16 protein-coding genes are annotated in these 23,189 nt (G+C 73.4%); 9 read left to right on the forward strand and 7 right to left on the reverse strand.

Annotated features, from left to right (window positions below):
- The first annotated feature begins 102 nt into the window (after window positions 1-102).
- From OG448_RS25835 to OG448_RS25850, 4 genes are all read left to right on the forward strand, one after another.
- Window positions 103-795: a GntR family transcriptional regulator gene (locus OG448_RS25835; protein WP_405557258.1), complete on the forward strand. Its 693-nt coding sequence runs from the start codon at window positions 103-105 to the stop codon at window positions 793-795.
- Between the two features lie 107 nt (window positions 796-902).
- The gene (locus OG448_RS25840; RefSeq protein ID WP_405557259.1) at window positions 903-2,432 is read left to right on the forward strand and encodes a hypothetical protein; all 1,530 of its coding nucleotides are present in this window, start codon (window positions 903-905) and stop codon (window positions 2,430-2,432) included.
- 124 nt (window positions 2,433-2,556) lie between these two features.
- Complete coding sequence (locus OG448_RS25845) at window positions 2,557-3,429, forward strand: hypothetical protein (RefSeq protein ID WP_405557261.1); 873 nt, start codon at window positions 2,557-2,559, stop codon at window positions 3,427-3,429.
- Between the two features lie 52 nt (window positions 3,430-3,481).
- The gene (locus OG448_RS25850; protein WP_405557263.1) at window positions 3,482-8,134 is read left to right on the forward strand and encodes a hypothetical protein; all 4,653 of its coding nucleotides are present in this window, start codon (window positions 3,482-3,484) and stop codon (window positions 8,132-8,134) included.
- 57 nt (window positions 8,135-8,191) lie between these two features.
- Here OG448_RS25850 and OG448_RS25855 read toward each other — a convergent pair whose 3' ends face one another.
- The 6 genes from OG448_RS25855 to OG448_RS25880 form a co-directional block, all read right to left on the reverse strand.
- Entirely contained in the window at window positions 8,192-9,742 is a 1,551-nt protein-coding gene (locus OG448_RS25855) for an APC family permease (RefSeq protein ID WP_405557264.1), read from the reverse strand.
- A gap of 61 nt (window positions 9,743-9,803) precedes the next feature.
- Window positions 9,804-10,934, reverse strand: coding sequence for an aromatic ring-hydroxylating dioxygenase subunit alpha (locus OG448_RS25860; RefSeq protein ID WP_405557266.1), 1,131 nt, complete (start codon window positions 10,932-10,934; stop codon window positions 9,804-9,806).
- Window positions 10,931-12,100, reverse strand: coding sequence for an N-methyl-L-tryptophan oxidase (gene solA, locus OG448_RS25865; protein ID WP_405557268.1), 1,170 nt, complete (start codon window positions 12,098-12,100; stop codon window positions 10,931-10,933). Before solA ends, OG448_RS25860 begins: the two co-directional genes overlap by 4 nt.
- Window positions 12,101-12,136: 36 nt before the next feature.
- Complete coding sequence (locus tag OG448_RS25870; RefSeq protein WP_405557269.1) at window positions 12,137-14,614, reverse strand: FAD-dependent oxidoreductase; 2,478 nt, start codon at window positions 14,612-14,614, stop codon at window positions 12,137-12,139.
- 47 nt (window positions 14,615-14,661) lie between these two features.
- Entirely contained in the window at window positions 14,662-15,747 is a 1,086-nt protein-coding gene (locus OG448_RS25875) for an S-(hydroxymethyl)mycothiol dehydrogenase (protein WP_405557271.1), read from the reverse strand.
- Between the two features lie 248 nt (window positions 15,748-15,995).
- Window positions 15,996-16,739: an IclR family transcriptional regulator gene (locus OG448_RS25880; protein ID WP_405558957.1), complete on the reverse strand. Its 744-nt coding sequence runs from the start codon at window positions 16,737-16,739 to the stop codon at window positions 15,996-15,998.
- Window positions 16,740-17,124: 385 nt separating this feature from the next.
- Between OG448_RS25880 and OG448_RS25885 the strand changes: the two genes are divergently transcribed.
- A complete protein-coding gene (locus OG448_RS25885; RefSeq protein WP_405557273.1) occupies window positions 17,125-17,448 on the forward strand; it encodes a bifunctional 3-phenylpropionate/cinnamic acid dioxygenase ferredoxin subunit in 324 nt (107 codons plus the stop codon).
- Window positions 17,449-17,478: 30 nt separating this feature from the next.
- Window positions 17,479-18,651, forward strand: coding sequence for an NAD(P)/FAD-dependent oxidoreductase (locus OG448_RS25890; RefSeq protein ID WP_405557275.1), 1,173 nt, complete (start codon window positions 17,479-17,481; stop codon window positions 18,649-18,651).
- A gap of 32 nt (window positions 18,652-18,683) precedes the next feature.
- Here OG448_RS25890 and OG448_RS25895 read toward each other — a convergent pair whose 3' ends face one another.
- A complete protein-coding gene (locus tag OG448_RS25895; RefSeq protein WP_405557277.1) occupies window positions 18,684-19,214 on the reverse strand; it encodes a hypothetical protein in 531 nt (176 codons plus the stop codon).
- Window positions 19,215-19,629: 415 nt separating this feature from the next.
- On the opposite strand from OG448_RS25895, the gene OG448_RS25900 reads away from it, so the two are divergent.
- The 3 genes from OG448_RS25900 to OG448_RS25910 are packed head-to-tail and all read left to right on the forward strand — an operon-like array spanning window position 19,630 to window position 23,168.
- Complete coding sequence (locus OG448_RS25900) at window positions 19,630-22,329, forward strand: nitrate- and nitrite sensing domain-containing protein (protein WP_405557278.1); 2,700 nt, start codon at window positions 19,630-19,632, stop codon at window positions 22,327-22,329.
- Window positions 22,326-22,760, forward strand: a complete 435-nt coding sequence (locus tag OG448_RS25905; RefSeq protein WP_405557280.1) for a roadblock/LC7 domain-containing protein — start codon at window positions 22,326-22,328, stop codon at window positions 22,758-22,760. Before OG448_RS25900 ends, OG448_RS25905 begins: the two co-directional genes overlap by 4 nt.
- Window positions 22,761-22,769: 9 nt before the next feature.
- Entirely contained in the window at window positions 22,770-23,168 is a 399-nt protein-coding gene (locus tag OG448_RS25910; protein ID WP_405557282.1) for a DUF742 domain-containing protein, read from the forward strand.
- The last annotated feature ends 21 nt before the right edge of the window (window positions 23,169-23,189 follow it).

Genomic DNA, 23,189 nt, shown 5'->3' on the forward strand with positions numbered 1-23,189 from the left:
GGCCTCGTGGGGGAGGGCCGTGCGGAGCACCGTAGAGGATCGTTCAACGATCCTTCAATGGGTACATTGTCTCGGCCCCGGCTCTGCGGTTGAATTCCGGGCATGGCAGAGCAGTTGGGTCAACTGGCCGACGACCGCGCCCTCCTGGGGCGGACCAGCACCGCCGAACGCGTCTCCGACATCCTCCGGAGCCGGATCGCGGAGGGCTACTTCCCGCCAGGCGCCCGGCTGTCGGAGGACAGCATCGGCGGCGCCCTCGGGGTCTCCCGCAACACCCTGCGCGAGGCGTTCCGGCTGCTCACCCATGAACGGCTGCTCGTCCACGAACTCAACCGGGGCGTCTTCGTCCGGGTGCTGAGCGTCGCGGACGTGGAGGACATCTACCGCACCCGCGCCCTCGTCGAGTGCGCCGTCGTACGCGGCCTCGGCGCGCCCCCGTACGCCCTCGACGGGCTCGCCGGGGCGGTCGCCGAGGGGGAGTCGGCGGCGCGGGAAAGTGACTGGAAATCGCTGGGGACGGCCAACTTCCACTTCCACCGGGAACTGGTCGCGCTGGCCCGCAGCGAACGCACCGACGAGCTGATGCGCAGCGTCTTCGCCGAACTCCGGCTCGCCTTCCACCACGTGGACCACCCGCGCCGCCTCCACGAGCCCTACCTCGCCCGCAACCGCCAGATCCTCGACGCCCTGCGCACCGGGAACCGGGCCGGGGCGGAGGAACTGCTGTCGACCTATCTCGCGGACTCGCTCGAACGGGTGCTGGAGGTCTACCGCCGCCGGGTCGACGAGCAGTGAGGCGACGGGTGTTGCGGCCCCGGTGAAGGGTCTCTCACGCCACTGTGACGCCCGTCGCTTCCGCACCGTTTGGGTTGTTGTCGGACCGAGGACCTAATCTGTGCACCGTGACTTCGCCTGCACCGACGGACAGCGTTCCGCCCCAGCTCAGCGCGGCGCCGCGCCCCGCGCCGGGCCCGGCCGCCGACGAGGGGCTGGCGCGGCGGCTGCGCGCGCTCGCCTGCACGGCCCCGCTGCACGACCTGGACGCCCGCAAGGCCAACCTGGCCGGTGAGTACTCGACGTACGGCATGGCCGAGGTGGCGCTCGCCGCCATCGACCTCGTCACGCTCAACATGGACTTCGACACGGGCGCCGACCACGAGCAGATCGTCGCCCGCCTCGTCCCGCGCATCGCCGCCCAGGCCCCCCACCGCACCACCGCCGAGCACGAGCGCGTGGCCCGCTGGGTGCTGGAGAACCTGATCAACGTCGGCAGCGCCGACCGCGGCTTCCGCGCGGTGTACGGCACCTTCGCCTCCGACGGCACCTATGTCCGCCGAGACTACGACTTCAAGCTCATCGAAGAGGTCCCCGGCCCCGGCGGCACGGTGTACCTGCGGACCACCGACGAAGCCGTCAACGTCCTCGTCGGCGCCCTCGACACCGACGTCACCAGCGCCCAGATCGCCGCCGAGGTCAAGCTGGAGGTGCTGATCAACCGGGGCAGGCTGGCCGACGCCCAGCTCGCCGCCGAGCAGGCCCGCTACCGCACCGTGCAGTACTCCGAGACCCTGCGGCGCGCCCTGGACGCCACCCGGCGCAACGTCCGCGCGGTCGACTGGCTCAACTCCGTGCCCGACATGATCGCCGAGGCGCTGGACCACGTGGCCGACCGCTACCGCCACGAGAACGCGATCCTCACCAACATCCGCAAGGCCCGCGACGAGACGGAGGAGCCGGAGCACAAGCGGCGCGCGGCCGAGCTGGTCGACATCGTCAAGGACTGCATCCGGCGGCACACCCAGCTCCAGTCCCGGCTGCTGGAGGCGGGGCCGCTGTTCCGTGCGGAGCAGGACCGGCAGGCGTTCGCCACGCCTACGGGTACGGCCGGGATGGACCTCTACGGGCACCTGGTCGCGCCCACCTTGCCGTTGCCGCTTCAGCAGGCGATCCGGGTCACCGACGCGTTCTTCGCCAGTGGGGTGGGGTTGCGTACGCCGGTGTCGGTGCGGGTGGGGGATCTGGTCGACATCCTGCTCACGCCGCCGGTCGAGCGGGAGCATCTCGGGGCGGAGATGCCGGAACCGGATCTCATCGCCACTCCGGACGACAGTCGGTTCTCGGAGGAGCAGGTCGCTGCGGCTCGCGCTCTGCTGGATCTGCCCGCGGATGCTCCGCGGCGGTTGTCGGGGCTGCTGGCCGAGGCTCGGGCGGCCGAGGGGTTCGAGCTGGCGTATCTGGTCGCGCTGATGGCCATTCATGCGGCCAGTCCCGCTGTGGGGACCGCTTATCGGCAGGGGGAGGCGAAGTTGTTGTTCGCTGTCGATGACGGTACGGAGTTGGACGATCCCGACTTCGGCGGGGCCGATCTCATCGTCGGGACCGCCTTGTTGGACGCGGTGGGGATGGCCAGCGATCGGGCGGTGGCGGGATGAGTGGCTTTCCCGCCGTCGTGGCTTGTCGCGCCCACGCGGCCGAGCCGCGTGATCGAACACGGCCCCGCGCCCCTGACGAAGTCACCCGCACCCCTGTTTTCAAGATGCCCGAGGAGATCCGACCGTGACCGAGCACGTCGAGTGGAGTGACGTCGAAGCGCCGGCGCCGCCGCCGGCCGTCACCCCTGCCGACGCCGCCGACGCGGCCCGGCTGGTCGCGTTCGGGCTTCAGCCGAAGTTGCAGCCCGCGCGGGACCAGGAGTACACCGAGCTGTTGCGGCGGTACCGGGAGGACGGTTCCTTCGCCCGCTTGGCCGATGCCGTGGCGACCGGGCTGGGGCTCGTCGTGCTGGAGGTGTCGCCGCGGGCCGGGATGGCCGTGACGGCCGCCGAGGACTCGGTGTTCGCCGTGCGGATGGGCGATTACGCCCGCCGTACCACCGCCGACTCCGCCGACCGGTTCCTGCACGGCCTGGCCCACCTGGCCGTGGCCGCGCTGGCGTTCCCCCGGCCCGAGGACCTGGCCGACGACTCCTACATCGGGCGCGTCACGGTCAACGGCGTGGACGCCTTCGTACGGCAGGCGTGCCGCCGGCTGGAGGAGCGGGCCGAGCAGTCCGGGGAGAACACCGACCCGGTGACCGACGCCCCCGGCCTGGAGGCCGCCTGGCGGATCTGGGCCCGGCGCAGCGCCACCGGCGCCACCAAGGACGCCCGGCGCCCGGCCGCCTCCACCACCGGCATCGTCGCCAAGGCGCTCGGCTTCCTCACCGACTCCGGGTTCCTCCAGCGCACCGGCGACGACCATGGCGGCACCTACCGCACCACCGCCCGCTACCAGCTCCAGGTGCGGGACATGGCGGGCGGTGCCGCGCTCAGCGAACTGCTGGAGCTGGGCGTGGTGACCGAGACCGGCGGCACCGCCAGCCTGCTGCCCGCCGAGGACACCGACGACCTGGACCTGGTGGCCGACGCCGGACTGCCCTTCCACTCCTGACCCGCTCCCCGAACCACCGCACCTTTTCGAAGACTTACGACGAGAGTCCGCCATGTACGAGCTGTCCCGCGTCCGCCTCTACTCCATCGGGCCCGCCGGCGCGCGCTACGCCGACACCGTGCTCGACATGCGCGGCGTGGGCGCCCCCGTGCCCGACCCGGCGCCCACGCAGGCGGAGTTCTTCGAGGAGGAGCCGGTCGGCCCGCCGCGCCGCCCCGCGCCGGCCGGAGTGCTGTTCCTGGAGAACGGCGGCGGCAAGTCCGTCCTGCTCAAGCTGATCTTCTCGGTGATGCTGCCCGGCCACCGCAACACCCTGGGCGGCGCCAGCTCCGGCGTGCTGCGCAAGTTCCTGCTCGCCGACGACTGCGGGCACGTCGCGCTGGAGTGGCAGCATGTGCAGACCGGCGAGTGCGTGGTCGTCGGCAAGGTCAGCGAGTGGCGCGGCCGCCAGGTCTCCAACGACCCGCGCAAGTTCGCCGAAGCCTGGTACTCGTTCCGGCCCGGTCCCGGTCTGAGCCTGGACAATCTCCCGGTCGCGGAGTCCACCGCCGTACGGCCGCTGGTGGAGGGCGCCTCCGGGGCGCAGGGGCGCCGGCGCACCATGAAGGGCTTCCGGGACGCCCTCACCGAGGCGGGCAAGAACTACCCGCACCTGGAGGCGCACTGGGAGGAGACCCACGAGCGCTGGACCGAGCACCTCGGCGACCTGGGCCTGGACCCCGAACTCTTCCGCTACCAGCGCGAGATGAACGCCGACGAGGGCGAGGCGGCCGGCCTCTTCGCGGTCAAGAAGGACTCCGACTTCACCGACCTGCTGCTGCGCGCCGTCACCGACACCCGCGACACCGACGGTCTCGCGGACCTCGTCAGCGGGTTCGGCAACAAGCTCGGCCGCCGCGGCGAACTCATCGCCGAACGCGACTTCACCGCGGGCTCGGTCGACCTGCTCGGCCGCATCGTCGAGGCCGCCGACGCCCGCGCCCGCGCGCGGGAAGTGCACACCGGCGCCGAGCGCCGCACCCGCACCCTGGCCCGGCGGCTGTCCGCGCGGGCCGTGCGCGAGCGGGTCCGTGCCACCGACCTCGCCCAGCGGGTCACGGCTGCCGCCGACGCCGTCACCCACGCCGAGGGCGCCCGCGAGCGCAGCTCGCTGATCGCGGCCGAACTCGCCTACCGGCACGCCTCCCTGGCGCTGGCCGCCGCCGAGAAGGCCGCCGCCGCGCAGAAGCGCGAGCTGGCCGACGCCCGCACCCTGTACTCCGCCTGGCAGGCCGCCGAGGCCGTGCTGCGCCACCGCGCCGCCGCCGACCGGGTGGCCCGCGTGTCGGCCGCCATCCAGGAGGCCGAGCGGGATGCGGCGCCCGCGCTCGCCGCCCGCGCCAAGGCCGCCGTCGCCCTCGTACGCGCCCTGCACGCGGCCGCCGAGAACGCCGAGGCGCTCGCCAACGAGGAGGAGGAGCGCTCCGCCGCCCTCCAGGATGTCAGCGACGCCGCGTACCGCGACTCCACCGCCGCCGCCACCGACGCCCAGCGGGCCCGCAGCGAGATCGGGCACCTGCGCCAGCGCCTCACCGAGGTCGAGCAGGAGACGGCCGAGGCGGTGCGCGCGGGCTGGCTGGACGACAGCGCCCCCGACGCCGACCCCGCACGGGCCGCGCTCGCCGCCAGCGACGCCGAGAAGACGGCCGTCGCCGCCTGGGACACCGCCCGCGAGGCGGCCCGCGCGGCCGTCGAGCACGCCCGCGAGACGGCCGCCGCCGAGTCCCGCGCCGAACTCACCGCCGCCCGCGCGGCCGACGCCGCCACGGCCGCCGAGCGCGCCCACGAGGCCGAGCGCCGGCTCGCGGAGGCGCTGGCCGCCGAGGAGCGCCTCGCGGAGCTGCTCAGCCTGCCCGCCGCCGGTTCCGCGCGCTCTGCCGTCCCCGCCCCCCGCGACGGCTCCGACGCCGGTGAGCCCGTACGTGACAGGGCCGCCGAGAGTCCGCTCACCGCCGAGGAGCTGGACCGCTTCGCCGACGAGTTGCGCGGCCTCCTGGACGACGCCGTGTCCGCCGCCGAGCGCACCCTGTTCGACCTGCGCACCGCCGCCGCCGACGACACCCGCATCCTCTCCGCGCTCGGCGACGGCGGCCTGCTGCCGCCCGGCCCCGATGTGCTGGCCACCGTGGAGTACCTGGGCGAGCACGGCATCCCCGCGCTGCCCGGCTGGCGCTACCTCGCCCAGGCCGTCGACCCCGCCGACCACGCGCGCGTGCTCGCCACCCGCCCCGAGCTGGTCGACGGTGTGATCATCACCGACCCGGACACCCACGCCCGCGCCCGCGAGGCCCTGGGCGAGGCGGCCCTGCTGCCCCGCTCCGCCGTCGCCGTCGGCACCGCCGCCGCCCTCCTCGCCCCGGCCCCCGCCGCCGAGACGCAGCCCACCGACGTCTTCCTCGTGCCGCCGAACCCGGCCATGCACGACGAACACGCCGCCGACGAGGAACGCCAGGCCCTGCGCGCACGGGCCACCGAACGCGACGACGAGATCCGGGCGCTCGCCGCCCGCCTCGGCAAGGACCGCGAACTCGCCGCCCGGCTCGCTTCCTGGCGCACCGGCTGCCCCGCCGGCCGGATCGTCGAACTCGCCGCCGGCGCCGAGGAGGCCCGCGCCTTCGCCGAGGAGACCGAGGCCGAACTCACCGAGGCCCGCACCGCCCGCGCCGAGGCCGAGGAGACCGCCGCCGAGGCCACCCGGCTGCGCGACGAACGCCAGGAGGCCGCCCAGCGCGCCAGCCGGGTCGCCGACGCCCTCGCCGGACTCGCGCACCGGCTGCGCGAACGCGCCACCTGGCAGGTCAAGCTCCGCGAACTGGCCGACGACGCCGCCGAGTCCGAGGCCCGTACCCAGTCCTGCCTGGAGCGGGCCCGCGCCGCCGACGAGGACCGGCGTGCCACCCAGCGCGGCGCCGACGACGCCCGCCGCACCGCCCGCGCCCTGCGCGCCGAGCGCGCCGAGATCGCGGGCGCCCCGGACGACGTGCCCGAGGCCGAGGACGGGGCCCCGAAGGTGTCCCTGCCCGCGCTCCGCGAGGCGTACCGTGCCGCGTCCCAGTTGTACGAGAAGGTCGGCGTCGGCGCCGACCTGCGCGCCGAACAGGCCCGCGCGGAGAGCGACGAGAGCGCCGCCCGTGCCGATCTGGACCGGCTCAGCAACAAGGTCCGCACCCGCGCCGAACAACTCCTCCAGTCGCCCGACGGCTCGGACGGCCCCTCCCGGCAGGCGGCCGCCGCCCGCGCCGAGGAACTGGTGCAACTGCTGGAGACCCGCGTGTCGACGGCGAGCGAGCAGCTCGGCCGGCTGCGCGGCGAGGCCGAGCGGCACGCCCCCGAGGACGGCGGCGCCCACACCGAGCTGCCCGAGGACCTCCAGCCGCGTGACGCGGAGCACGCCCAGGCCCTGCTGCGCACCGCCACCACCGAACTCGCCACCCGCACCGAGGCGTTGACCGAGGCTCGCGACGCGCACGCCGAGCTCCAGCAGGCCCACCGCACCGCCGAGGACGGCGCGGGCGGCTTCGACGAGATCGCGGCGATGCTCCGCGACCTGCTGCGTGAACCGGCAGCCGAGGACGAGCGGGAGGACGCGGAGCCCTACCCCGGCACCCTGGAGGAGGCCCGGCAGTCCGCCGCCGAGGCCCGCCGCTCGCTGCGCGGCTGCGCCGCCGACCTCTCCGCCGCCGACACCGCCGTCCGCGAGGCGAGCGACATCCTGGTCCGGCACGCCAACTCCACCCGCTACGAGCAGGTCCGCACCCCGGCCCGGCAGCAGATCCGCGAACTGCCCGCCGCCGCGCTGCCCGAGCACGCCCAGAAGTGGGCCGACGCCTTCGCGCCGCGGCTGCGCGTCCTCACCGACGAGCTGGCCCAGTTGGAGCGCAACCGCGACTCGATCGTGGACCGGCTGCGGGGCCTGGTCGAGTCCTCCCTCGCCACCCTCCGCTCCGCCCAGCGGCTCTCCCGGCTGCCCGAGGGGCTCGGCGAGTGGTCCGGGCAGGAGTTCCTCCGCATCCGCTTCGAGGAGCCCGACCAGGCCACGCTCACCGAGCGCCTCGGCGAGGTCATCGACGAGGCCACCCGTGCCGCCGTCAAGAAGAACTCCGACCTGCGCCGGGACGGCATGTCCCTGCTGCTGCGCGGGGTCGCGGCGGCGCTCCAGCCCAGGGGCGTCGCGGTGGAGATCCTCAAGCCGGACGCGGTGCTGCGCGCCGAGCGGGTCCCCGTCGGCCAGATGGGCGACGTGTTCTCCGGCGGCCAGTTGCTCACCGCCGCCATCGCGCTGTACTGCACGATGGCCGCCCTGCGCTCCAACGACCGGGGCCGCGACAAGCACCGGCACGCGGGCACGCTGTTCCTGGACAACCCCATCGGCCGCGCCAACGCGACGTATCTGCTGGAGCTCCAGCGGGCCGTGTCCGACGCGCTGGGCGTCCAACTGCTGTACACCACCGGCCTGTTCGACACCACCGCGCTGGCCGAGTTCCCGCTGGTCATCCGGCTGCGCAACGACGCCGACCTCCGGGCCGGGCTGAAGTACATCAGCGTGGAGGAGCACCTCCGGCCGGGTCTGCCGCAGCAGCGGCAGGACGGGGAGGCGGTGCGGAGTGAGATCACCGCGACGAGGATGTACAAGCGGCCGTCGGCGGGCGTGTCCCAGGGGGTCTAGGGGGGTGGGGAGCTGCGGGCCGGTGGGGGTCGGTCGCGCAGTTCCCCGGGCCCCTGTTCAGTCGGACGTGGGAGCGGACACAGGTGTCTCCAGGCGGTGTTCGGCCAGCACCCCGGTGCGGTGGCGCTGGACGAACCAGTAGTAGGCGAAGCCGCCCCCCGCGATCATCGCGACGAACAGCACCGCTCCCCACCGCAGATACCAGTGGTAGGGCGCGCTCGCGTTGTAGACCGCCGGGCGCGGCCAGATCAGGTTGAGTGTCATCCCCGCGCCCCACACCACCGCGACCACGTTGACGACGAGCCCCCAGCGGCCGAGCGAGAACCGGCCCTCCCCGGCCGGGGTCCACCGGCCGCGCAGTCGCGCCACCAGCATCGGCGCGGTCACGCCCAGGTAGGCCAGGTAAATCATGATGATGCCGATGCTGGTGACCACGGTGAAGATCTGCGGCTGGCGGATGTTGACCACCAGGATCGCCAGCGCCAGCACCCCGATCACCACCGCGGGCACCACCGGGGTCCGGAACCGCGGGCTCACGCGGGCCAGCAGCGACGACGCGGGCAGGTTGTTGTCCCGCGCCATGGCGAACGCCAGCCGGATCGCCGCCGTGTGCACGGCCAGCGCGCACACGGTGACCGCGATCAGCACGCACCACAGCATCCCCTTGCCGGCCGTCGGACCGAGCACGTCCAGCACCACGTACTGGAGGCCGTCCGTGGACAGCTTGTCGCCCTTGAGGCTGGAGACGCTCATCAGCGCCAGCAGCAGCACCAGGCCGCCCAGCACGAACGAGGCGATGATCGCCCGCAGGATGGCGCGGGGCGCGTTCCGGGACGGGTTCAGCGACTCCTCGCCGAGCGAGGCGGCGGTGTCGAAGCCGTACATCACGTACGCCGACGCCAGTGATGCCACCATGAACGCGCCGAGGTAACCGGCGCCGTGGCCCGCGCCGGTGCCGTTGGTCTCCACCACGACCTGCGGGCCACGGGTGATGTGGACGGCCAGCATGACGATCAGCACCACACTGGCGACCAGCTCGATGAACACCCCCGCCGTGTTGATCGTGGCCATCAGCTTCACCCCGAAGGCGTTGACCAGCGTGGTGAACAGGATCAACACGGTCGCCAGCACCACCGCGTTGGTCGCCACGTCGTAGGTGCCGGTGCCGTCCCCGACGAACTGGAAGGCGGACGATATCTGCGGCAGCGTGAGCTGGTAGGCGAGCGCCACCGCCGCGATCGACACGATGGACGCGATCAGCATCATCCACCCGGCCAGCCAGCCGAGGTGCGGATTGCCGATCCGCTTCGACCAGTTGTAGACCGAGCCCGCCACCGGATGGCGGGCCGCCAGCTCCGCGAAACAGAGGGCCACCGCGAACTGGCCCACGAACACCATCGGCCACGACCACCAGTAGGCGGGGCCGCCGCTGCCGTAGCCGAAGTAGAACAACTGGAAGGTGCCGGTCAGGATCGAGATGTAGCTGATCCCGGCGGCGAAGGTGTGGAAGTTGCCCAGCGTGCGCTTGAGTTCGGGCCGGTACCCGAACTCCGCGAGTTCGCTGTCGTCGTGCCCGTGCGTACCTGACGGCGGTGCTGCCTTGGTCATCGGTGTGACTCCTGGGGGCAGAGGGAAACGGGAGCGGCCGTGTCCTACCCCGGATCGGCGCTCACGGAGCCTCTTCGCCCAGCATCCGCAGCAGCCAGGTGTGGAACGCCCCGATGTGGTGCTCGGTCGGCACCAGCACCCCGCCCCCGCGATAGGCGCGCGAGGACATGGCGGGCTGGGTGCGCTCGCACGCCTCGAAGTCCTGCACGTTGACCCGGTGGAACAGCTCAGCCGACTTCGACACATCGGCCCCGGACGCCACCACCTCGGGCGCGTACAGCCAGTCGCACTCCACCACCGTGCGGTCCTCGGCCAGCGGGAACATCCGGTGCAGGATGACGTGGTCGGGTACGAGGTTGACGAAGACGTTGGGCCGGACCGTGATGGCGTAGTAGCGCCGGTCCTGCTCCTCGGCCACCTCCGGAAGCCGGCCGAAGCCCGCGCTGCCGTCCACCGTGAACCCCTCCACCCCCGCGCCGAACTCCGCGCCGTGGCCCACGTAGTACTGGGCCGCGTAGCCGTCCGCGAACTCCGGGAGCACCTCGGTGAGTTCGGGGTGGATCGTGGCGCAGTGGTAGCACTCCATGAAGTTCTCGACGATCAGCTTCCAGTTGGCCCGCACGTCGTAGGTGACCCGCCTGCCGAGAGCCAGGTGCTCGGTGCCGTAGTGCTCGATGGCCGCCGGGTCGCCCAGCCGCTCCACGGCCGCGTGCGTCACCGTCTCCTCGAAGGAGGGCGGTTCGTCGGCCAGGCACACCCAGGCGTAGCCCAGCCATTCGCGCAGGGCGACCTTGATCAGCCCGTACCGGTCCCGGTCCACGTCCGGCATCTTCGTCAGGTCGGGCGCGGCGACCAGCCTGCCGTCGAGCCCGTACGTCCAGGCGTGGTACGGGCATCGCAGACTGCGGCGGACCGCGCCGGACTCCTCGGTGCACAGCCGGGCCCCCCGGTGGCGGCAGACGTTGAGGAAGGCCCGCAGGGCGCCGGTGCGGTCGCGGGTGATCAGCACGCTCTCCCGGCCGGCCTGGACCGTCCGGAAGGCGCCGGGCCGGTCCAGGTCCGCGCTGCGCACGGCGCAGAACCACATCGACTCCAGCAACGCCTCCTGCTCGCGCCGGAAGACCTCGGGGTCGGTGTAGTAGCGGCCGGGGAGAGTGGCGATCAGGCTGGGGGAGACCGGGGTCGTCGTCATGGCTGGGCTCCTCGGGCGGCCGGGGCGGTGAGGCGGGCGGGGTCGAACAGGCCGGTCGGGTGCGCGGTGGAACCGGTCAGCGCGAGGTCGGCCAGGATCTCGCCGACGACCGGGACGAACTTGAAGCCGTGCCCGGAGAAACCGCAGGCCACCGTGACCGACTCCGGGTGCGCGGGGTGCCGGGCGATCACGAAGTGCTCGTCCGGGGTGTTGGAGTACATGCAGGTGGCGGCCCTCAGGAAGGTGCCGGGCAGGTCCGGGATCAGCGCGGACATCTGGTCCGCCATGGCCCGGACCTCGTGCGCGTGCACCGTCCGGTCGATGGTCTCCGGCGTGGTGGCCTGCCCCTTGCGGAAGAAGGCGACCTTGGCGCCCTTCCCGGGTCCGTCGATGGCGGGGAAGCCGTACACCTGGACGCCGTCCGCGTCCTCCCAGATGTAGACGGGATGGCGCTCCGGCTCGAACGGCCCGGTGCCGCCCGACGGCTGGAACCAGTACATGACCTGCCGCTCCACGGTGATCGGCACGCCGATGTCCGCGAGGAGCCGGGGCGCCCAGGCCCCGGGACAGATCACCAACTGCCCGGCCGTGTACGTGCTCTCGCCGGTGTGCACGCGCACCCCGTCCCGGTACGGCTCCCAGCGCACCACCGGCTCCTCGAACCGCAGCTCCGCACCCCGCCGGGTGGCCGACTGCAGGTGCGCGGCGACCATGTTCTCCGGGCGCAGCAGGCCCGCCTTCGCCTCGAACAGGGCCACCTCGTCGTCGGCCGGGGTCAGGGTGGGGAAGCGGCGCCGGATCTCCTTGGCGTCCAGCATCTCGTGGGGCAGGTCCCACTCGGTGGCCGAGCGCAGCGAGCCGGAGACGGTACGGGAGTCCGGCCGGCCGACCATCGCGCCGCCGCACAGGATGGCGACGTCCCGGCCGGTGGCCCGCTCCAGCTCCTCGTACAGCTCGTAGGCCCTCAGCAGCAGCGGCACGTACGCCGGGTCCTCGAAGTAGGACTGCCGGGTGATGCGGGAGCCGCCGTGGCTGGAGCCCCGGTCGTGCACCGGGCCGAACTTCTCCAGGCCGAGCACCCGGGCGCCGCGTGCGGAGAGCTGGTGGGCGGCGGCGCTGCCCATGCCGCCTAGGCCGATGACGATCACGTCGTAGGTGGGGGACACTTCTGCGGACCTCCTGGGGTCGTGCCGGGCCGGCCGTCAGCGGCGGATGCGGGTCATCTCCGGGTCGAACAGCGGCTCCTCGGCGACGGTCGCGGGGACCTTCTCGCCGAAGTACTCGATGTGCACGCCGATGCCGGGGGTGAGGCCCGCCGGGAGCCACGCGTAGGTGACGCACCGGCCCAGCGTGTAGCCGTAGGCCGCGCTGGTCACGTAGCCCGCCGTCGTGCCGTCCACCGACACCGGTTCCCTGCCGAGTACCACGGCGGCCGGGTCGTCCAGCAGCAGTGGGGTGAGTCGGCGGGTGGGCTCGGGGCGGTCGCGCAGGGCGTCGCGGCCGGCGAAGTCGCCCTTGTCCATCCGGACGGCGAAGCCGACGCCCGCCTCGGCCGGGGTGTGCTCGGCCGTCATGTCGGTGCCCCAGGCGCGGTAGCCCTTCTCCAGCCGGAGCGAGTTGAACGCCGACCGTCCGGCCGCGATCACCCCCAGCTCCCGGCCCGCCTCCCACAGCGTGTCCCAGAGCCTGAGGCCAAGGTCGGCGGTGGTGTACAGCTCCCAGCCCAGCTCGCCGACATAACTGAGCCGCATGGCGGTGACCGGGACATGGCCGATGTGGGCCCGGCGGGCCCGGAAGTAGCCGAAGCCCTCGTGGGAGAAGTCGTCCCCGGTCAGCGGCTGCACCAGGTCCCGGGCCAGCGGACCCCAGACGCCGATGCAGCAGGTGCCGGAGGTGATGTCCCTGATCTGGACTCCGGCGGGGGCGTGCCGGAGCAGATGGTCGAGGTCGGCGGGGGAGTTGGCGCCGACCTGGAAGTGGTCCTCGGCCAGGCGGGCCACGGTGAGGTCGGAGCGGATGCCGCCGGTCTCGTCCAGGAGGAGGGTGTAGGTGACCGCGCCCGGCTTCTTGCGGAGCCTGTTGGTGGTCATGCGATCGAGGAAGCCGAGGGCGCCGGGGCCGGTGACCTCCAGGCGGCGCAGTGGGGTCATGTCGTACAGGGCGACGCCCTCGCGGGTCGCGCGGGCCTCGGCGGCGGCGATGGGGGACCAGTAGCGGGCCGACCAGGGGTCCCGCTCCGGCAGCGGGCCCAGGTCCGCCACCAGCGGGGCGTTCGCCTCGTACCAGTGCGGGCGCTCCCAGCCGCCGCCCTCCAGGAAGAAGGCGCCGAGCTGCTCCTGCCGGGCGTGAAAGGGGCTGACGCGCAGCGGGCGCGGCCGCTCCATCGGCTGGAGGGGGTGGGTGACGTCGTACACCTCGACGAACTGCTGCGAACCGCGTTCACGGACGTACGCGGGTGAACGCTGTGCGTCCTCGAATCGCGTGACGTCGCAGTCGTGCACGTCGATCGACGGCCGGCCGTCGACCATCCATTCGGCCACCGCCCTGGCAACCCCCGCGGAGTGGGTGACCCACACCGCCTCGGCCAGCCAGAAACCGCGCAGTTCACGGGCCTGTCCGAGCACCGGCATGCCGTCCGGGGTGAACGAGAACACCCCGTTGAACCCGCTCTCCACCTCCGCCCCGCGCAACGCCGGCACCAGCCGCCGGGCATCCGCCCAACTCGGCGCCCAGTCCTCCTCGGTGAAGGGGTACGAGGACGGCATCTCCATCCCCCGCGCGCGTGCCTCCTCGTACCTCGGCACACCGAACGGGTCAACGGGCAAGGGCCGGTGCGCGTACGAGCCGATGCCGATCCGGTCGTGGTGCTCCCGGAAGTACAGGTCGGCGTCCTGGAAGCGGAGGATGGGCAGGGTCGCCTCCGCGTGTGCCCCGCTCAGCTCGGGCAGCGGCCGGGTCCGCGCGTACTGGTGCGCCAGCGGCTGCAACGGCACGTCGACCCCGGCCATCCGGCCGATCACCGGCCCCCAGAAGCCGGCCGCCGAGACGACGTGGTCGGCCGGGAAGACGCCCCGGTCGGTGACGACGCCGGTGACCCGGCCGTCCGCCCGCTCGATGCCGGTGACGGTGTGCCGGTCCAGGAATCGGGCGCCGCGCGCGGTGGCCCGGTCGAGCTGGGCACGGCAGGCGGGCAGGGCGCGGGCCAGCCCGTCCCCGGGCGTGTGGAAGCCGCCCAGCACCACCGAGTCGTCGAGCAGCGGCCAGAGTTCCTTGCAGCGCGCGGTGTTCACCACCTCGCCGCGCACGCCCCAGGCCGCGGCGAGCCCGGCCCTGCGGTGCAGGTCGGCGAGGCGTTCCGGGGTGGTGGCCAGCTCCAGGCCGCCGACCGGCTCGAAGCAGGGGACGCCGTCGTGGCTGAGCGAGCCGAACTTCTCCACGGTGTAGCGGGCGAACTCGGTCAGCGTCTTCGACGGACTGGTCCGGAAGACGAGCCCCGGCGCGTGCGAGGTGGAGCCGCCGGGGGCGGGCAGCGGGCCCTGTTCGAGGACGGTGACGTCCGTCCAGCCGCGCGCGGTCAGCTCGTCGGCGAGGGAGCAGCCGACGATTCCGGCGCCGATGACGACGACGCGGGGGGAGGTCTCGGGGGGCGGATGCGGACGGTCTTCGGGCGTGGCGGACATGCCCCTCCTTGTGCGGGGGTGGGGGACGGGAGTCGGGGCGCCTCGGGTCAGAGGACGACGACCGAGCGCAGCACCTCGCCGCGCCGCATCCTGCCGAACGCCTCCTCGACCTCGTCGAGCGCGACGGTCTCCGACACGAAGGCGCCGAGGTCGAGCAGGCCGTAGAGGTACTGGTCGATGAGGAACGGGAAGTCGCGGCTCGGCAGGCAGTCGCCGTACCAGGAGGACTTGATCGCGCCGCCCCGCGAGAACACGTCGATGAGGGGGAGTTCGACCTTCAGGCCGGGCTCGGGCATGCCGACCTGGACCAGGAGTCCGGCGTGGTCACGCATGTAGAAGGCCTGGGTGAAGGTCTCCGGGCGGCCCACCGCGTCGATGGCCAGGTCGACGCCGAAGCCGCCGGTGAGTTCGCGTACCGCCTTGACGGGGTCGGTGCCACGGGAGTTGACGGTGTGCGTGGCGCCTAACCGCTCCGCCTGGTCCAGCTTGCGGTCGTCGATGTCGACGGCGATGACCTTCATCGCGCCGTTCAGACAGGCACCGGCGACGGCTGCGGCACCGACGCCGCCGCAGCCGATGACGGCCACCGAGTCGCCCCGGCCGACCCCGCCGGTGTTGACCGCGGCGCCGTAACCGGCCATCACCCCGCAGCCGATGAGCCCGGCGGCCTCGGGTCTGGCCGCCGGGTCGACCTTCACCGCCTGGCCCGCCGCGACCAGCGTCTTCTCGGCGAACGCCCCGATGCCCAGGGCGGCGGTGAGCGGGGTGCCGTCGGTCAGGGTCATCGGCTGGGCGGCGTTGCGGGAGTCGAAGCAGTACCAGGGCCGGCCCCGGCGACAGGAACGGCACCTGCCGCACGGCGCCCGCCAGGCCAGGACGACGTAGTCGCCCGGCCGCAGATCCTCCACCCCCGCGCCCACCGCCGCCACCGTCCCGGCCGCCTCGTGGCCCAGCAGGAACGGGAAGTCGTCCGTGATCGCGCCCTCCCGGTAGTGCAGGCCCGTATGGCAGACCCCGCACGCGCGGACGTCGACCAGCACCTCACCCGGACCCGGATCGGGGACGACGACCGTCCGCGGCTCGACGGGCGCCCCGCGCTTCATGGCGACTACGGCACGGACCTCGTGTGGCACGACAAGCTCCTCTGCTGTTGCGCACTGCACGACGGGTTGCGTGGTGAGGAACATAGTGAGAACGCCGTGACAGCACCGTCAAGAGGTGCGCGTCAACCTCTGGCAAGACGAGTCCGGGGCGTTGAAACCGCCCGGACACACGGGGAGTCGAACCCCCTGCACACGGCGGCGCGGCACCGGGAACTCCCTGGTGCCGCGCCGTGATCACCCTGGTGGCCGGGCCCGCCGAACGTCCGTCCGGCCCTCCGTCAGACGCCGTAGCCCATGCGCCGGGACAGCTCCTCGCCCGCCGCCACCATCCGCTTCGCCACCACCGACAGCCGCTCCGGGCCCAGCCGGTACACCGGCCCGGAGACGCTGATCGCCGCGATGACCTTGCCGTCGTGCGCCCGGATCGGCGCGGCCGCGGCCGCGAGACCCAGCTCCAGCTCGTCGGTGGTCATGGCGTATCCGCGCTCCAGCACGGACTCCAGCTCGGTCCGCAGCAGGGCCGCGCCGGTGACCGTGCGCTCGGTGAACCGGGGCAGCGGCCGGGCGAGGAAGCCCTCGCGCAGCGTGGACGGCATGTGCGCGAGCAGCACCTTGCCGCTGGAGGTGGCGTGCAGCGGGGTGCGTCTGCCGAGCCAGTTCTGCGCGGTGACGGAGGCGGTGCCACGGGCCTGCATGACATTGACGGCGGCGTCGTCGTCCAGCACCGCGATGTTCACCGTCTCGCCGAGTTCGTCGGCGGCCTCGCGGCAGACGGGGACGCCCTCCTGGGAGATGTCCAGCCGGACCGCAGCCGCTCCGGCCAGGCGCAGCACCCCGGCTCCCAGGAAGTACTTGCCGCGGTCACTGGCCTGGCTCACCAGGCCCCGGTTCTCCAGGACGCCGAGCAGCCGGAACGCGGTGGACTTGTGCACGTCCAGTTCCTCGGCGATCTCGGTGACGCCGGCCTCACCGTGCCGGGCGAGGATCTCCAGCACGCTCACGGCGCGGTCCACCGACTGCACGGAACCGGCCGCGCCGCGGCCTCTGCTCCGCTCCGGGGATTCGTCGTTCGTCCTGGTCTCGTCGCCGCGGTCGGACCGCTGCTGCGTGCGGCTCATGGCTCGACTCCCACCACCTGCCGGCCCGGTTCGGGCCGCGTCTGCGGGAAGCCCTTGACGCGACGGCCGTCCCGCGCGGATTCTGTTGCGCACAGCGCATGTTCGTGCGCCATGCGGAACATCATGTTACCCAAGCGTCCGTATCCCGGAAGGGGTGCGGATCACTTGGACCTGCCCGGGCCACTCTGCCCGGTCCACTCCGCCCGCGACCCTCTGCCGCACCCTCGTATCCCTGCCGTCTGCACCTGTCCGGTCCGGACCGCGCGTCCCGGACCGAGAGGGGGGACCCGTGATTCCCGTCTGCCGTCTCGAAGACCTCCCCGAGGGCGAGTCCGTCCGGCTCGACACCGCCCCGCCGATCGCCGTGTTCCGCACCGACGACGGCTCCCTCTACGCCGTCGACGACACCTGCACCCACCAGGACGCCTCACTCTCCGAGGGCTGGCTGGAGGGCTGCCTGATCGAATGCCCGCTGCACGCCGCCGCGTTCGACCTGCGCACCGGCACCCCGACCTGCCCCCCGGCCCGGCACGCCCTGCGCACCCATCTCGTCACCGTGGACGAGGGCGTGATCCACGTCCATGTCACGGTGCGCGAGGGAACCGCCGCCTGAACGCGCCCCGGGGACAAGGAGTCACCGCACATGAGGACCGTGACCATCGTCGGCGCCTCCCTCGCCGGGCTGTACGCGGCACGCGAGCTACGCGCGCAGGGGTACGACGGCCGGCTGGTCGTCGTCGGCGACGAACCGCACCCGCCCTACGACCGCCCGCCGCTCTCCAAGGACTTCCTCTCCGGCCGGGCGGACGAGGACCAACTCGCCCTGACGGACGCCGAGGAGACCGCCGAACTCGACGCCGAGTGGCTGCTCGGCGTCCGCGCGCGGGGCCTCGACACCCGGGCCCGCACCGTACTGCTGGAGGACGGCCGCACCATCGCCACGGACGGCCTGGTCATCGCCACCGGCGCCACGGCCCGCCAACTCCCCGGCGCCCCTCCCGACGTGCACACCCTGCGCACCCTGGACGACGCCCGCACCCTGCGCATCCGGCTCACCGGGGCCCCACAGCGGGTCGTCGTGATCGGCGGCGGCTTCATCGGCGCCGAGACCGCCGCGTCCTGCGCCGCCCTCGGCCACGACGTCACCGTGATCGAAGCCGCTCCGCTGCCCCTGCTGCCCCAACTCGGCCCGGAAATGGCCGCTGTGTGCGCCACGCTGCACCGCCGGGGCGGCGTACGGCTCCGCACCGGCATCGGAGTGACGAGCATCGGCCGCACCGGGTGGGCAACGACCGTGGAGCTGGCCGACGGCCACACCCTGACCGCGGACATCGTGATCGCCGGCATCGGCGCCGTCCCGAACACCGCCTGGCTGGCGGGCTCGACGCTCGCCCTCGGCGACGGCGTGCTCTGCGACGACGGATGTGTGACCGCGTTGCCCCAGGTGGTCGCCGTCGGCGATGTGGCCCGCGTGCGTGGCGTCCGCGCCGAGCACTGGACCTCGGCCACCGAGCAGCCCCGCGTCGCCGTCACCAACCTGCTCGCCGGACGCACCCTCGCCACCCTGCGGCCGGTGCCCTACTTCTGGTCGGACCAGTACGGCTCCCGCATCCAGTTCGCGGGCCGGTACCGGGCCGGGGACACCGTCCGCGTCACCGAGGGCGAACTCTCCGACGAGGGGCCGGGCGACGGAGGCTTCCTGGCCCGTTACGAACGCGACGGCACCACCGTCGCCGTACTCGCGGTGGACCGCCCCCGGCCCTTCACCCGCGCCCGGCGCGCACTCGGCCGGGCCGTGGAGACCGCCACGACGTGAGCGGGCCCGGCCCGCGCGGGCCACCCTCGACTTCAGGGGTGGGACAGCCGCTTCGCGCCGGCCCGCCGGGCTATCCGCTCCTGGTCACGCCGTGCGGTGCGCTCGCGGCGCCGCGCCGCCCGGCGCTCCCGGCGGAGCTGCCGGGCCGTGCTGCTCGGCTCGGAGACCACTCCGTACCGCTGGTTCCACACCTGGCGGGTCACCCAGACGTCGACCACCGCCCAGGTCGCCACCACCGTGCTCGCCACGCTGCTGATCACCATCGGGAACGCCGCCCAGGACCCGGCCAGCGTGCACAGGAACGCCACCATCGCCTGGATCAGCGTCACCGCGATGATCAGCACCGCCCGCACCGCGGCCGTACGCACCGGGTCCGCCATCCGGCGCCGCCGGGCGGGCTCCTCCACCCACAGCGGCCGGTACGCCGCCTGCTGCCGCCCGGGTCTCACGCCCCCCGGCGTGCGCGCCGGTATCCCGCGCTCCGGACCCGTCTGGCCCGGAATACGCGCCGGGCGCTCCGCCACGCTCACCTCGGGCGCATCGCGCCGCTCAGCCGTGCCCATCACCGTGTCACTCCCCACCGCCGGCAGACCGCTCGCCCGGAACCCGCAGGCCCCGACTCCCCAGTGGCTGCCCGGCTTGCGCTGTTTTACGCGGCCGGGGCGAAGGATGCGGCTGGTGTGGCCGATTCCCTCCCCGTCTCCCCATGTGAACGACGCACGAGGCGTCTCGAAGATTCCCGACTTGTGAAAATTTCCAGCCAACCGGTGTCCGTACTGTTTCGGCCCGCTTCCCCTGGACCCCTCCCGTCACGGCCGCAATCTCCCCCAATGCCCGGACAACTCGCCATCTACCGCCTCCCGTAAGGGAGTTCGCCGATCAGACGCCCCTTCGAGACATCTGTGGGGCGGTAGTAGGCTCGCGCCGTTCCGAGTCGGACACACGTACCCCGGGTGAGGGGTCGAGCTGGGGGAGGCCATGCGGTTTAGCGGGAAGTCGATCCGCCGGAAGATCGTGGCGCTGCTTCTCGTGCCGCTGGTGGCCCTGACCGCCGTCTGGGCCTTCGCCACCGTACTGACGGGAAGTGAGGTCGCCCGGTCGCTGCGCGTCTCACGCGCCGTGAAGGACATCGGCCACCCCACCGAGGACACCGTCCGCGACCTCCAGCACGAGCGCCGGCAGAGCCTCGTCTACCTCGCCGACCCGCGCGCCGCCGACGCCCTCGCCGAGCTGCACCGCTCCCGCACCGCCACCGACCGCGCCCTGGCCACTCTCCGCGCCAACGCCCACGACCCCAGGACCCGCGACGCGCTGCGCGGCGAGGACGGCGGACGCCTCACCACCGCGCTCGACGCCCTCGGCGGCCTGGAGTCCCTGCGCCGAAGCGTCGAGGAGCGCACCGTCACCCGCGCCGGGGCCCTCGACCTCTACAACCGCCTGGTCGACCCCTGCTACGCCCTGGTCGCCGCGGTGGACGGCGTCGACGACGTGGAGATGGACAAGCAGGCCGGAGCCCTCGTCAACACGGGCCGCGCCCGCGAACTCCTCTCCCGCGAGGACGCCATCCTCGGCTCCGCGCTGGTGGTCGGCAGCCTCTCCCGCGAGGAAGCCCGCGAGGTCTCCGACCTCGTCGCCCAGCGCACCCTCCTCTACGACGTCAGCCTCCCGCTGCTGCCCGCCCCGGAACGCGACCGCTACGAGAGCTACTGGCGCAACGCCACGACCGCCCCCCTGCGGGCGGCGGAACGCGAGGTCATCGACACCGGCGCCGGTATCCCGCGCGGTGTCACCACCGCGAGCTGGCACGCCGTCGCCGGCGGCGTCCTCGAAGACCTCGGCACCATGGACGACCAGGCCGGCTCCCGCTTCCGCGACCGGGTACGACCCGTCACCTACGGCGTCATCGCCCAGGCCGCCGTCGCCGGCGTCCTCGGCCTCGCGGCCCTCCTCGTCTCCCTCGTCCTGTCCGTGCGCGTCGGCCGCCGTCTCATCCGCGACCTCAAACGGCTGCGGACGGAGGCGCACGAGGCGTCCGCCGTCCGGCTGCCCCACGTCATGCGCCGCCTCTCCGCGGGCGAACCCGTCGACGTGGAGAGCGAGGTGCCCCGGCCCGAGTACGACCAGAACGAGATCGGCGAGGTCGGCCGCGCCCTCAACACCCTCCAGCGGGCCGCCGTCGAGGCCGCCGTGAAGCAGTCCGAGCTGCGCGCCGGGGTCTCCGAGGTGTTCGTCAACCTCGCCCGCCGCAGCCAGGTGCTCCTCCACAAGCAGCTCACCCTGCTGGACACCATGGAGCGCCGCACCGAGGACACCGACGAACTCGCGGACCTCTTCCGGCTGGACCACCTCACCACCCGGATGCGCCGCCACGCCGAGGGCCTGGTGATCCTCTCCGGCGCCGCGCCCTCCCGCCAGTGGCGCCGCCCGGTACGGCTCATGGACGTCGTCCGGGCCTCCGTCGCCGAGGTGGAGGACTACGAGCGCGTGGAGGTACGGCGGCTGCCCCGCGTCGCCGTCATCGGCCCCGCCGTCTCCGACCTCACCCACCTCGTGGCCGAACTGCTGGAGAACGCCACCCTGTTCTCCCCGCCCCACACCAATGTGCACGTGGTGGGGGAGCGGGTCGCCAACGGCTTCGCCCTGGAGATCCACGACCGCGGCCTTGGCATGACCGCCGAGGCGCTGCTCGACGCCAACCTCCGGCTCGCGGAGACCCCCGAGTTCGAGCTGTCCGACACCGACCGGCTCGGTCTGTTCGTGGTCAGCCGCCTCGCCCGCCGCCAGCACGTACGCGTCTCCCTCCAGCCCTCTCCCTACGGCGGCACCACGGCCGTCGTCCTCATCCCGGACGCGCTGCTCACCGACGACGCCCCCGACACCAACGGCATCGGCATCCGGCTCGGCGACCTCTCCAAGGAGACCCAGCGGACCAGGGAACGCGGCACCACCCGGCCCGTGGAACGCGAAGGACCGGCGGAGCTGGGTGCCACCGTGGACCGCCCCGCCCTCGACGCGCCCGCCGAGGAGTTCCCGAGCGTGCTGGCGGACGACGACAGCGAACTCGGCGGCATCTTCCGCGCCCGCAGCCTCGCCCCCGCCGACGTCCACGATCCGGCCGCGTTCGTCCCGCCGCCCCGGCGCGAGCCGCCGAAGCTGGTCAGCTCCCACGGCGAACCCGTCGCCTCGCGTGCCGAACCCTTCGGCGCCGAGGCCGACGGCCCGCCACCGCTGCCCACTCGCCGCCGCGGCGACTCCGGCAGGCGCCCCACGCCCCGGACCGCCCGCACCGCCACCGCCGAGCGGCCCGAGACCCCGTCCGCCGGCGCCGACGCGCTGCCCCCGGAGTTGCCGCGCCGGACCCGGCCCGGCCCGGACACCCCCGACCCGATCAGTGCGGCGGCCGCCCACGGGGCCGCCGCTCCCGCCGACCCGGCGCCCGACGGCACCGCCCCGCTGCCCAGGCGCGTACGCCAGGCCAACCTGGCGCCGCAGCTCCGGCGCGAGCCCGACCGGCGTCCCGAGAACACCTTCGAGCCCGCCGTACGCGACGCCGACGAGGTCCGCTCGCGGATGGCCTCGCTCCAGCGCGGCTGGGAGCGCGGCCGCGAGGAGAACGCTGAGGGCGACCGAGCCCCCAGCGGCACAGCACAAGGAACGACTGAGGGAGACGGTCGATGACCGCACCGAACGCGACCGGCCACACGGACAGCAGGAAGAAGGAGCTGAACTGGCTCCTCGACGACCTGGTCGACCGGGTCGCCAGCATCCGCAAGGCCGTCGTCCTGTCCGGCGACGGCCTGGCCATGGGCGTGTCCACCGACCTGACCAGGGAGGACAGCGAGCACCTGGCCGCCGTGGCGTCCGGCTTCCACAGCCTCGCCAAGGGCGTGGGCCGCCACTTCGAGGCGGGCAACGTCCGGCAGACCGTGGTCGAGCTGGACGACGCCTTCCTCTTCGTCACCGCGGCCGGCGACGGAAGCTGCCTCGCCGTGTTCTCCGACGCCGACTCCGACGTCGGCCAGGTCGCCTACGAGATGACGCTGCTGGTGAAGCGGGTCGGCGTCCATCTGGGCAGCGCCCCGCGCAGCGAGCCGCCCGTGGGCGGGTAGTCGGACAGCATGAGCGGAGAGGGTCAGAGAAGCGGCGGCCACTGGTTCGACGACGAGGCGGGTCCTGTCGTCCGCCCGTACGCCATGACACGTGGCCGCACGAGCAGCCCCGGCCAGCACGTCCTCGACCTGATCGCGGTCGTCGTCACCGAACCGGACGCCGGCGACCCCGAGGAGGACCCGACGCTGGCGCCGGAGCAGGTGGAGATCGTCGGCCTCTGCCGGGACGAACCGCAGTCGGTCGCCGAACTCGCCGCCGGACTCGACCTGCCCGTAGGAGTCGTACGCGTCCTGATCGGGGACCTCGTGCACGCCGAACTCGTCCATGTGACGCGTCCGGTGCCCCCGGCCGAGCTGCCGGACGAGAGTATTCTGCGCGACGTGATCGACGGCCTCCGGGCGCTGTGACCAGCGCGGAAGCGGGGTAGT

Origin of the sequence: Streptomyces sp. NBC_01171 (assembly GCF_045039805.1) — a bacterium.
In the GTDB taxonomy this organism is placed as follows: domain Bacteria; phylum Actinomycetota; class Actinomycetes; order Streptomycetales; family Streptomycetaceae; genus Streptomyces.